General features: G+C 61.8%; 11 protein-coding genes. 4 read left to right on the top strand and 7 right to left on the bottom strand.

Annotation, left to right across the window (positions count from 1 at the left end; genetic code table 11):
• Positions 1-124: 124 nt before the first annotated feature.
• Positions 125-550, bottom strand: coding sequence for a TerB family tellurite resistance protein (locus tag NW858_RS04900; RefSeq protein WP_414336125.1), 426 nt, complete (start codon positions 548-550; stop codon positions 125-127).
• A 171-nt stretch (positions 551-721) separates the two neighbouring features.
• On the opposite strand from NW858_RS04900, the gene NW858_RS04895 reads away from it, so the two are divergent.
• On the top strand, positions 722-1849 hold the full coding sequence (locus tag NW858_RS04895; RefSeq protein WP_414520034.1) for an iron-containing alcohol dehydrogenase family protein: 1128 nt from the start codon (positions 722-724) through the stop codon (positions 1847-1849).
• Positions 1850-1855: 6 nt separating this feature from the next.
• On the opposite strand, the gene NW858_RS04890 is transcribed toward NW858_RS04895, so the two are convergent.
• From NW858_RS04890 to NW858_RS04875, 4 genes are all read right to left on the bottom strand, one after another.
• Positions 1856-2755: a DMT family transporter gene (locus tag NW858_RS04890; RefSeq protein ID WP_414336121.1), complete on the bottom strand. Its 900-nt coding sequence runs from the start codon at positions 2753-2755 to the stop codon at positions 1856-1858.
• Positions 2756-3102: 347 nt separating this feature from the next.
• Positions 3103-4221, bottom strand: a complete 1119-nt coding sequence (locus tag NW858_RS04885) for a glycosyltransferase family 9 protein (RefSeq protein WP_414520033.1) — start codon at positions 4219-4221, stop codon at positions 3103-3105.
• A 112-nt stretch (positions 4222-4333) separates the two neighbouring features.
• Complete coding sequence (locus NW858_RS04880; RefSeq protein WP_414520032.1) at positions 4334-5149, bottom strand: hypothetical protein; 816 nt, start codon at positions 5147-5149, stop codon at positions 4334-4336.
• Between the two features lie 62 nt (positions 5150-5211).
• Positions 5212-5391, bottom strand: a complete 180-nt coding sequence (locus tag NW858_RS04875) for a hypothetical protein (protein ID WP_414520031.1) — start codon at positions 5389-5391, stop codon at positions 5212-5214.
• 186 nt (positions 5392-5577) lie between these two features.
• Between NW858_RS04875 and NW858_RS04870 the strand changes: the two genes are divergently transcribed.
• Positions 5578-6855, top strand: coding sequence for a DUF4912 domain-containing protein (locus tag NW858_RS04870; protein ID WP_414349021.1), 1278 nt, complete (start codon positions 5578-5580; stop codon positions 6853-6855).
• A 199-nt stretch (positions 6856-7054) separates the two neighbouring features.
• On the opposite strand, the gene NW858_RS04865 is transcribed toward NW858_RS04870, so the two are convergent.
• Together NW858_RS04865 and NW858_RS04860 are read right to left on the bottom strand one after the other, a co-directional pair.
• Positions 7055-8086 (bottom strand): anthranilate phosphoribosyltransferase family protein, encoded by a 1032-nt coding sequence (locus NW858_RS04865; protein WP_414336078.1) that lies wholly within the window; start codon positions 8084-8086, stop codon positions 7055-7057.
• Positions 8087-8115: 29 nt separating this feature from the next.
• Complete coding sequence (locus tag NW858_RS04860) at positions 8116-9081, bottom strand: LysR family transcriptional regulator (RefSeq protein WP_414336079.1); 966 nt, start codon at positions 9079-9081, stop codon at positions 8116-8118.
• Between the two features lie 124 nt (positions 9082-9205).
• Between NW858_RS04860 and NW858_RS04855 the strand changes: the two genes are divergently transcribed.
• Together NW858_RS04855 and NW858_RS04850 are read left to right on the top strand one after the other, a co-directional pair.
• The gene (locus NW858_RS04855; RefSeq protein WP_414336081.1) at positions 9206-10357 is read left to right on the top strand and encodes a serine hydrolase domain-containing protein; all 1152 of its coding nucleotides are present in this window, start codon (positions 9206-9208) and stop codon (positions 10355-10357) included.
• Positions 10354-10680, top strand: a complete 327-nt coding sequence (locus NW858_RS04850; protein WP_414349009.1) for an XdhC family protein — start codon at positions 10354-10356, stop codon at positions 10678-10680. Before NW858_RS04855 ends, NW858_RS04850 begins: the two co-directional genes overlap by 4 nt.
• Positions 10681-10896: the final 216 nt, after the last annotated feature.

Here is a 10896-nt window from a genome sequence, read left to right as displayed (position 1 = left end):
AATACATCCAGAATCAGTCAGAGGGTGCTATCCATCCCCACCGTATAGACGGTGGGGAATTCCGCACCTTACGTTAATCAAACTTTTCCCTGCGCCGCTCCCCAGATGGTGTGGTCAAAATGTGTTAGGAAGCCTCTCCCCTCACAGCCTTGGCCACGCGGCGGAAAAATTGCCCCACACCCTTCACCAGATTGGGCGCCGATTCTGGACGAGGTGGGATCCCTGCCATGAGGGTGTGGTAGTCATCCAAGAGGGTGTGCTCTTCTGGAGAGACTGTGTCGTCAGCCATCATCAGGTTGCCAATTGCTCCCAAAAGTTGTAAGCGCTCGGTTTCACTGGCCTGAGCAAGATAATCGGCCATCCAGCGCTCGGTTTGTTCCATCGGGATGGGCTTTTGGATCAGTTCTCGCAGCTCGGTATCGTGCTCCAAACCATAGCGGCGCAGCAGGGATCCCAAGTAGGCCAGTTCCTGGGGTTCCAAATGCCCATCGGCCCAAGCGGAGCCGGCCACAATTTTGAGTATGAGCTGATGCTGGGTCGTCGGGTTCATGATCCCTTGTTGCTAAACGGCACCGTTGCCCTGCTGGGTGAGCGCCAGAGAAGGTTGACGCTAACTTAGCCCTAACTATAGCCCTGCGGCGAGCCAGACCTCTAGGATTTGCCGCTAAGATCATGTTCTGTATTCACAAACACTGAGCTGATTTCTCTCCCCTTTCTGGCAATGCTGAGCGCCTCTTCTTGCAAATGGGATCTGGCCATTCCGGCCCCAGGCCGGCTGTACCGCGGCAGCGGCATCCTCGAGGCCGTACCTCTGACGATCCTGGGATCCCGCGTGTTGGTGATCGGGGGGGAGCGATCGCTAGCTGTGGCTGAACTGCCCCTGAAGCGCAATCTGGAGCGGGATCCCGCCGTTCAGGTCTACTGGACCACCTATGGCGTCGATTGCAGCGAATCGGAGCTGGCTCGTCTCCAGGCTCTGGCCACAGCAGAATCCGTAACCGGCATTTTGGGGGTGGGGGGCGGCAAGGCGTTGGATACGGCCAAGTTGGTGGCCCATCGGTTGGGGATCCCGGTGGCGACGGTGCCCACCTCTGCTGCCACCTGTGCCGCCTGGAGCGCCCTGTCCAACATCTACTCGGAGGCCGGAGCTTTTCAGCGGGATGTGGCCTTGGAGCAGGCACCTGCCGCTTTGATCCTGGACTATGACTTGATTCTGCAAGCGCCAGCACGCACCCTGGTGGCCGGGATCGGAGATGCCTTGGCCAAGTGGTACGAGTCTTCTGTGAGCAGCGGCAGTTCAGAAGATGCCCTGGTGATCGGCGCTGTGCAGCAGGCCCGCGTCTTACGGGATTTGCTCTTGCAAAAATCGGTGGCGGCCCTGCGGGAGCCAGGTGGGACTGCTTGGAGGCAGGTGGTGGACGCCTGCATTTGCCTAGCGGGGATTGTCGGCGGCATGGGAGGGGCCAAATGTCGCACCGTGGCCGCCCACGCCGTTCACAACGGCCTCACCCATCTGTTGGGGCACCGGGCCACCCTGCACGGCGAGAAAGTGGCTTTTGGCATCTTGGCCCAGCTTCGCCTGGAGGAGATCCTGCAGGGAAGCCAGTTGGCGCTGGCCGCCCGCACCCAGCTGCTGGAGTTCTACCGCCAGGTGGGGCTGCCCCTTAACTTGCGGGATCTCCACCTCAACCACCTGGGATCCGCTGAGCTGCTGCAGGCTGCCCAAGTGGCCTGCCAGCCGGGATCCGATATTCACCATCTGCCCTTCCCCGTTAGCCCGGAAGCCCTGCTGGTGGCCCTCACCACCACCGACTTGACCAGCTCCAGTCCCGTCCTGCCGCGGCTCTAGGCTGGCCTAGAGATCTTCCCGCTTTCCAACTTTGCCAGTCCAGGCCGGGGTTTGGGCCCTCTGCAGCCGGGCTTCCCTGTAGGCCCCAGAGGTGGCGCCTGCCAAGACCAAGGCTCCGCCCATCCAAGTCCACCCATCCGGGATCTCGGCAAACACCCAGAACCCGATCAGGCTAGCCCAGAGGAGGCGGAAAAAATCAAGAGGCAGCAGCATGGTCACCTCGGCCAGCTTGTAGGCTTGGGTGAGGGCCACCTGGCCCAGGCTGCCCAGCAGCCCCATTGTCGCCATCCACAGCCACTGCTCCGGCGAAGGCCAGCTCCAAACCCAAACAGCAGCCAAGAAGGAAAGGGGAGTCTGCAACAGGCCCATGTAGGCGGTGATCGTGAGGCTGGACTCGGTGCGGGCGAGGATCTTGAGCACAATGGTTACCCAGGCAAAGAGGGCTGCCGCCGCCAAAGCTAGCCCTGTCCCTAAAGAGAGCTCCCGAAAGCCCGGCCTTAGCATCACCAAGGCCCCGGCAAACGCCAGGCCCAATCCCAGCCAGCGGGAGGGGCGCATCTGTTCGCCCAACACCCAGACCGCCATGAGGCTGGCAAACAAAAGCTGGACAAAGCTCAGCGCCGTTGCTTCCGCCAAAGGCAACAGGCTGGCTGCCCAGAAGGAAAGCAGCATCCCCAAGGTGCTGATTGCCGAGCGCAGGAGGTAGAAGCCCATCTTGGCGGTGCGCAGAGAGTGGATCCCTGCTCGCAAAAGCAGTGGCACCAGGGCAAGTAACCCAAATAGGTTGCGCAAGAACACAATTTCAAAAGGGTGCAGGGCGGGCGTGTTGAGCCGGATGATCGCCCCCAAACAGGCAAAGCAAAAGGTGGCCAGCAGCTTCAGGGCAACCCCTTGCCAGGCTCTCATTTGGCCCCACTCTGCAAACCGCCCCACTTGCGCGTTCTCAACGTTACAGCTCACACCCAAACGGTTTAGGCACAGAGTTTTCAGCCTCGAACTCTCAGCCTAAGCGGACTGTCAGGGATCCGACCTGCGCTCCTGGGCACTCTCTGCCACCCCCCTGGTCAGCAGGGAAAAAGACGGGGATCCCTGGGAGCTATGGCCATCTCGAATAGCCATGAACAACAGTTGTCCCCTCGCTCTGTAGCTCCCCTCTCCCTTTGGGAGAGGGGATGGGGGTGAGGGCTGGGAGAGGGGCCGGGGGTGGTCGCGTGAGCGGCGCGGAGCGCTTGGGAAGAGATCGGCTGGAAGTCCTAGGTCTTCTTTAGAATCTCCTGCAGGTAGCCGATGACTGTTTCTGGCCGGAGGTGGGCCATGCAGGGGTGGCCCTCCACCAGGCAGGCTTCGTTTTTGAACTTGTTTTCCACGCAGACCCGGCATTTATAGGAAGTTTGGGTAACGTAAACGTGGGGCAGGCGAGGTGCCCACAGCCGCACCGGGCTAGCTCCATCGCCATCGGCATCGTTGCCAAACAGGGCAATGGTGGGGCAGCCCACGGCCGCCGCAATGTGCATCGGCCCCGCGTCCACGGAGATACAGACCCGCGCCCGCTTCAGGGCCCCGGCCAATTCGATCAAGCTGGTTTTGCCCCGCAGGTCGATCATCCCCGTTTGCGCCAGCAGCTCATCTTCGCCACCGCCGTGGTAGAGGGATCGCTGCAGCTCCGGGGCACTGCCGATTAGCCCCACCTGCAGGCCCTGCCCCCGGCACCACTGGATCACCTGGCGCCAGTGCTCCAAGGGCCACATCTTGGCGCGGCGGGTGGTGGTGATGTGCACCAGGACTTCCGGCACGGGAAAATCGGGATCCCGGCTGGGCAGCTCCAGGCGGAAAAAATCTGTTTCCACATAAGCCAGGCGGCAGAAGATCTCGGCAATGTAGTTGCTGGTGAGAATATCTTTGTAGCGCTGCAAAAACTCCAGGCTGTTCCAGTCGTCGTCCTGGAGCATGCGCTGCACCGGGTCGGGGCCGGGATCCAGCTTGCGGCGAAAATCCAAGGTCAGGCCGGCCCCGGCAATGTACTGGGGGCGCAAGGCCGTCACCGCCACCAGGTTGAGCTCGCTGAACTCGTCGCAATTGATGGCCAGATCATAAGGCCCGGCCTGGGCCACACGATCCCGCACTGCTGCTGTTAGGGCCTCGAGGTAATCGGGGCGGCGGCTGTAGAGGGGGAAGCTGAAGTCGATATAGGGACAGTGAAGCTCAAAGTCGCGCGTAATCTCGCTGCCGAAAAAATCCAGCACACAGCCGGGGTATTTTTCCTTGAGGCCACGCAGGAGGGGGACGGCGACCACGAAGTTGCCCACCTTGCTGGAAGAAAATACCGCTAGATGAGGCCGTTCCCGCAGAGGTTGGTTGGCAAACCGTTGCATAGGGTTGGGATCCCCAGAAAAAGCCGTTTGCGTCGGCGGCGCGGAGCACGTTTGCTAGGCTAACATCCCCAGATCCCCTTCGAGGCCAGCGCCGGGATCCCTGGGCCAGACTTCAGGGCCGGCTGGCCTGGCTGCCATCCCAGATGACCACCACGGCAAAGCGATCCAGAAAGCCATCGCTGGCGTTCATCTGGCGCAGGTTGAAGGCGTCTTCGGCGGAGATCACCAGGTCGTAGCCCAGCATGCGGGTGGCGCGGATGCGGTGGGGCCGTTCCCCAATGCGGTTGACCAGCGAGCGGGCCTGCTCTTCTGAGGTGGTATAGGCGGCAGTGCCCTCGCTGCCCACAAAGGCAGCATTGAGATCCTGGCCAAGGTTGAGGGGCGGGTAAACTGGGTTGCCGTCGGGATCCAAAAGGCGCATCGATTGGCTAGGGAGAAAATCCAGGCCGCGGGCATCCACGATCAGCCCTGTTACCTGCGGGGTCTGCCGCCGGGATCCTGCTTCGAGGCCAGCTCCCCCCCCTGGCCCCTGGCCTGTGCCCACCCCCGAGCCAGGGCTGGAGCCGCGCACCCCACTCTGGCCGTTGCCAGGCCCGATCACTTCTCCCCGTCCAGAACCCGAGCCACCGCCCCCGCTGCCGAACTGGCGCAACAAGTCCAAATCGAAAATCGGCCCTTCCAAGCTTGTGTTCTCGCTAGAAAACGCCGACTCTACTTCTACCTGGTCGGGAGTAACCGGGCGCCAGGGCGTTTCTTCCGGGAAGGGTTGTTTCTCAACCGCTGGGGCAGGGGATCCCCCTTGCAGGCGGTAAAGGGGAGGAAACAGGGTTTGTGCTTCGACAGCTTCCCCCGGCCAGACCAGGATCCCCAGCGCTGCCAAGATCACCGGGATCCCTGCGCCTTGAGTTCTATCTTTCCACCACCTCATGCCCCCACCTCACGGCCTGAAAACCTGTGGTTTGCTCTGCAGCCGCCCACCCTTCCCCCATGCTACCCAGGCAGGGCCGGTTCGGCAGGGGATCCCGCGCAGTCCTCCCTTTGGCTGGAGAGCAGCGGTCGATGTTTTTCCCTCGTGCGGCGGGATCCCTGGCTCAAGATGGCTGGGAAAGCCAGGCGTTGATCCCCAGCGATCCCCAAGCTCTTGACCGCCAGGCAAAAATACGCAAACATGTGTTCATCATTCTTTGTGATCCCCGTTGATCCCGACCTGGAATCATCAGGGGTTGGAGAGTGCAAAGCAGGCCGTCACGCCAGTAGGTTCAAGGCTGTACTGAGCCACAAGCTGGGATCGGCCTTTGGGTTAGAAGCTGGAGCATTGCACAAAGCCTGAGTTGTCGAAGACAGGAGACCCTGACCATGCCACCAGAGCGGATCCCGTTGGAAGAAATGACCATCCGGCAGTTGCGAGAAGAAGCTGCCCGCTATCAGATCCCCAAGTACAGCCGTATGACCAAAGACCAGCTTATCGAGGCCATTCGAGAAGCCCAAGCCAAAACTGGCTGCCCCACCGATGCGATGCCGGAGCCCAGCGGGCAAGAGTCGGTTACCGGGACGAAGTATGTCGGCCAAGTAGCTAGCAAGCCGGATCTGGCCGATGTAGACAAGGGGCTGGGGGATCTGCCCGACGGCTATGGCGAAAGCCGCATTGTCCTGCTACCGCGGGATCCCCAGTGGGCCTACGCCTATTGGGATGTGCCCAACGAAGCCAAGGAGAGCAAGCGCCGCGAGGGCGGCCAACAGTTGGCGCTGCGTCTGTACGATGTGACAGATATTGATTTCGACCGCCAACCGGCCCACAGCATGCAGGAGTACCCCTGCGACGAGCTGGCGCGGGAATGGTACTTGCCGATCCCGGTGAGCGACCGCTCCTATTTGGTGGAGATCGGCTACCGGACGGCAGATGGCCGCTGGCTGATGTTGGCCCGCTCGGCAGCGGTGATGGTGCCCCCGGTTTATCCTTCCGACTGGTTTGAAGAGCACTTCCTGACGGTGCCCTTCGACGTGGCACTGCAGGGCCGCACCCTCTACCAGCTCACCGAGCCCTACAAGCGCAGCGCCACCGGCATGGGCGTGGTGGCCTACAAAGGCGATGAGCCGCAGCGGGAGGCGACGGCGGATCCCTTCCTGGACATGGTGGGCGACTTCGAGGCAATGCGGGTGGCGGGATCCCTGTTTGGCAGCCACCAAATGGGCAGCCGTCAACTGGTGCCGGAGCAGGCCATCAGCTCGTTCATTATCCCCTCGGGTGTGGGTATGATGGGGATGGCTATGGCCGAAGTGCCTGCTGCTCCCTGGATGGCTTCCGGATCGGGCCTGGGGCTGTTCTCCGGCGCTTCCGAAGTCCTGCCGCGGCGCTCCCGCAAGTTCTGGCTGGTGGCTGATGCCGAGCTGATCGTCTACGGGGCCACGGAGCCGGATGCCACCGTCACCATCGCCGGGCGCAAGATCCAGCTCAACCCCGATGGCACCTTCCGTTTCCACATGGCTTTCCCCGATGGCAACATCGACTTCCCCATCTTTGCTGTGGCTGCCGACGGCGAGCAAAATCGGGAGATCCACATGACCTTCGACCGCCGCACCCTCTCCCGCCGCACCAACACCAAGGAGGAGGCCATCGAGGAGTTGTTGCCCTAGAGGATCCAACTTTTCACTGCTTGCCCCCTGGAGCTGGCCGGGGGCTTTTTGTTGCCGAGTGAGAGTTATTTAACCGGTGATGCAACCCAACTCCCCTCTCCCTCAGGGAGAGGGGCTGGGGGTGAGGGGATCCCTCAGGGAGAGGGGCTGGGGGTGCCTCAATCCAGTTTGTGAACTTATGAAACAAGGGATCCCGGCCCTAGGAGCGGTCGATCAACTGGGCCAGTTGTTTCAGCTTCTTCATCACCTGTCCAGAGCAAAGCAGGTCTTGCGCCTGTTGGATCCCTTCCTGCAAAGAGGGAGAATGGCCGAGGAGCCACAGATAGCTGCCCCCATTCCAGAGAACGGCTGGGGTGAGTTGACAAGGATCGCCGCTGAGCACCTGCTGCATCTGCTGCTGCAGCTCTTTTTCGCCGGCAAGAGGGATCTCTGGGCCTGCCAAGTGGCAATCGCGAGCCTTCAGGAGCAGCCGTTGCCCGCCCTGGTTCAGGATAGCTGCTCGTTCTCGCGGCAGGTCGCAACTGCCTTCCAAACCCTTGACGGTGGTAAATTGCCCGATCTCCCGCAGGGCAAACAGCTCCAGCAGCGTGGCCTCGGTGGGCGGGTGCACATAGCCCGCCACCAGGTGAAAGGGGCCTTGGTAGGGCGCCCAGACCAGCTCCAAGGTGGCCAAGGGGGGGCGTTTGCCGATTTGATCCCGGTAGTCCATCAGGGCCTGGGCTTGGGGAAAACAGGTGGGCAAATACAAAAATCCCAACCCGGTTTGTTCCAGCAGTTGCCCCACCTGCCCCAGGGATAGCCCCCGCCAATCGACCCCCAAGAGGCGCCAGACGACCTCCAAAGGTAGACCATACTTGGTGGGACAAAAGCCGGAGCCATGCAGCAAAACGGCTGCCCCTGCCGCGGCCAACAGCAAAGCCACCAGCACCCCCAGCGGCGCAGTCCGCGAGCGGCCATCGTAGGGATGGCCAAAGATAATCAAAGGATGGGGCAAATCCCGTTGGGGCAGAAGAGGGCCGTATTCTGCGTAGGCATCCAACATACCGGCCAGCTCTTCGGCGGTGGGGCGCTTGATGCGGTGGGCAATTAAAAAAGCTCCGATCTGGGCGGGAGTGGCTTCCCCCCGCAAGAGCATGCGAGCAGCGCTGGCCGCTTCGGCTCGGCTGAGATCTTGGTGAGTATGGGTGCCGCTGCCGATTTTTTTCAACAGCTCGCGAAACTCTTGGCTCATAGCATCGGCGATCAGGAGGGCTGGGCTACTCAGGATACTGACAACAACCTGGCAGATGGCTGAGGGATGTGGGGATCTGTGCCGGAAGCGGGCTCAACCTCGGGCTGCCTGATGAGCTGGGCGGCCAACTGCAAAAACCGGCGAATGGGCGGAATCTGGTAGCGATCGCTGGTGGTGACCATCACCACCTGCCGCCTCAACAGGGGAGGCTCGGTGGGCCGCACCTGCAACTCCGGATCGGCGCAGCAGTCCACCAGGGCCGACTCCGGCAGGAGAGCGATCAACTGCCCCTGTCGCACCACTCCCCGAAAGGCATCTAGGGTGTTCAGTTCCAGGGCTGCTTTGAGAGGGAGCCCCTGCCGGGCCAGATGGGATCCCACCAAGGAGCGCATGGCGTAGCCATCCTTGAAGACAGCCTGAGGATACTCGGCCAGCGCCTTCCAGGGGATCTGCTCGTAGCGGCTGAGGGGATGGGTGGAGGGCATCAACACCTGAATCGGCTCGGAATACAGCGGCTCCACCACCAGTTCTGCCCCCCGCGTCATCAGGGGATTGTCCATGACCAGGGCCACATCCACCAGCCCATCCCTGAGCACCTTCAAGGCGCGGTCGCTGCCCAGAGCCGTGACCCGCAACTGCACCTCTGGGTGCTCTTGACAAAACTGTTGCAGCACGGGCGGCAGTTGATGGGCAATCAGGGAATGGATCCCAGCAATGCAGAGTTCGGTCTGCTGGCCCTGCAGCCATTCTCGAAGGCTCTCCTGAGCCCGCTGCCATTCCTGACAGATGCGACGGGCATGGGGCAAAAGCCGTTCTCCCGCCACAGTTGGGGCCACCGGGTTTTTGCGATGCAACAGCGGGGCGCCCACGGCCTCTTCCAGAGCCTGGATCTGGCGACTGATGGCCGATTGGGTCAGACCCCTGAGGCGAGCAGCGGCCAAAAAGCTGCCCGTCTCCACCACGTTCAAAAAGGCTTGCAACAACTCCAGCCGCATTCGGGATCCCTTGGGCAATGTAACCAGCCACGGTGGCATCCTAGCCAGGGAAACGGTAGGCTTTTGTAAACGCCGTTACCAGTTGTTGGCTTGAGGATCCCCAAGCCAGGGGGAGACGAAGCAGATGAGTTGGGATCCGGCCTTGCTGACGGAGCTGCTCAACTCCGCCGTTCCGCGCCTTTTCCCCGCTGCCCAGGTGGCCATTCGCCACCGGGGAAAGTGTATTTACTCAAGGGCGGCAGGCTATCTTGACCCTGAGACCCGGTGCCAACCGACAACCTTGGCCATCTGTTTTGACCTGGCCTCCCTGACCAAGCTCTACACCGCCACCGCCTGCATGGTCTTGGTGGAAGCTGGAGCGTTGCAGTTGGATCAGCCGGTCAGTCTCCTGTTGCCGGAGTTTCAGGGATCCCGCCCCATTGCCCCCTATGAGGATCCTCTGCAGCCGGGGAAATGGATTGCTGTGGAACCGGAAATCGAAGGCGAGCTGATCCCGGCAGGGCAGGTGACGGTGCGGCAGTTGCTGGCCCACACCGCCGGCTTGCCCGCCTGGCGACCCCTTTTTCGACAGCCCGACGCCGCATCGGCCCGGCACATGGCCCTGCACACTTTTTTTTCCTACAAGCCGGGATCCCGTGTGGTCTACAGCGATCTGGGATTGATCTTGCTGGGCCTGGCTTTGGAACGTCTGAGCGGGGCCAGCCTGGATCAGATCTTGCACGCCCAGGTCTTGCGGCCTCTGAGCCTGAGCCAAACCCGGTTTTGTCCGGGGGATCCCTTCCATCCACCCCTTGCCTCTGTCCCTTGCGCGCCCACCGAGCTGTGCCCCTGGAGAAGGCGCCGTTTGCAGGGGCAGGTTCACGACGAAAATGCCGCCCGCCTGGGCGGGATCGCCGGCCATGCCGGGCTGTTCGCTACGGCAGAGGAGGTGGCCGCCTTCGGAGAGAGTTTTTTGACGGGATCCCTACTGCAGCCGCAGACGGTGCGGGAAATGACCCGCGAGCAGTTGCCTCAGCCAAATGCTCCGCAGCGCGGTCGCGAACGTCGAGGCTTGGGGTTTGCCTTACGCTCTGCGGATCCCTTGGCCAGCAGCTACCCGTTCAGCCCCGGCGCCTTCGGCCACACCGGCTTCACCGGAACCTCCCTGTGGATCGATCCAGAGCGAGAACTGGTGGTGGCCCTGCTCACCAACGCCGTCTATCACGGTCGGCAGGAGAACGGGTTCCAGGCTTTTCGGGTTGCCTTCCATCAGGCCATTCTGAGAGGACTGGCTTGATCTTCGATCTTTGTATCGCCTATCTGGCTGGCTTTCGCATTTGGGTTCAGGACGACCGCCCGGACTGGGTAACCCCTCAGCGCTTTCCCGATGCCGAGCGGCTGTACCCACAGCCCTTTGCCCAGCTTATCCCCGATCTGCAGAGGATCCCGCAGCTCTACATTGCTCTTCTCACCCGCAGCTACAACCTCGATGGCCAAACCCTACGGGCCATTTATCACTCCGGCCCCCATTACTTGGGGATGATCGGTAGCCGCAAGCGGGTGCAAGCCGTCCTGCAAACTCTGGCCCAGGAAGGGATCCCCAAGACTGCCTTCAGCTAGAAACCGCAGGAGCCCCGCCGTGGGGTCAGGGTCGGGAGAAATGCGGACGACGTATGATTGCAACATGACCCAAGTTTTGACCATCTCCTGCAAGCTCAAGGTGTCTGCTTCGCAAGCCGTGAAGCTAGAGGCAACCTTATCGGCTTTTGCACAAGCACTCCTCGCGCCAGCGGGCCGTAGGCCTTACTGGGTCAACCAAAACACACCAGAGAAGGT

Source organism: Synechococcus sp. H55.10, assembly GCF_047502715.1.
Lineage (GTDB): Bacteria > Cyanobacteriota > Cyanobacteriia > Thermostichales > Thermostichaceae > Thermostichus.
The sequence above is the reverse complement of the archived record's forward strand: the minus strand, read 5'-3'. Positions and strand labels throughout refer to the sequence as shown.

Coding starts and splice junctions, on each gene's coding strand:
- NW858_RS04900 (WP_414336125.1), bottom strand. CDS start 550: ATGAACCCGACGACCCAGCATCAGCTCATACTCAAAATTGTGGCCGGC.
- NW858_RS04895 (WP_414520034.1), top strand. CDS start 722: ATGCTGAGCGCCTCTTCTTGCAAATGGGATCTGGCCATTCCGGCCCCA.
- NW858_RS04890 (WP_414336121.1), bottom strand. CDS start 2,755: ATGAGAGCCTGGCAAGGGGTTGCCCTGAAGCTGCTGGCCACCTTTTGC.
- NW858_RS04885 (WP_414520033.1), bottom strand. CDS start 4,221: ATGCAACGGTTTGCCAACCAACCTCTGCGGGAACGGCCTCATCTAGCG.
- NW858_RS04880 (WP_414520032.1), bottom strand. CDS start 5,149: ATGAGGTGGTGGAAAGATAGAACTCAAGGCGCAGGGATCCCGGTGATC.
- NW858_RS04875 (WP_414520031.1), bottom strand. CDS start 5,391: ATGTTTGCGTATTTTTGCCTGGCGGTCAAGAGCTTGGGGATCGCTGGG.
- NW858_RS04870 (WP_414349021.1), top strand. CDS start 5,578: ATGCCACCAGAGCGGATCCCGTTGGAAGAAATGACCATCCGGCAGTTG.
- NW858_RS04865 (WP_414336078.1), bottom strand. CDS start 8,086: ATGAGCCAAGAGTTTCGCGAGCTGTTGAAAAAAATCGGCAGCGGCACC.
- NW858_RS04860 (WP_414336079.1), bottom strand. CDS start 9,081: ATGCGGCTGGAGTTGTTGCAAGCCTTTTTGAACGTGGTGGAGACGGGC.
- NW858_RS04855 (WP_414336081.1), top strand. CDS start 9,206: ATGAGTTGGGATCCGGCCTTGCTGACGGAGCTGCTCAACTCCGCCGTT.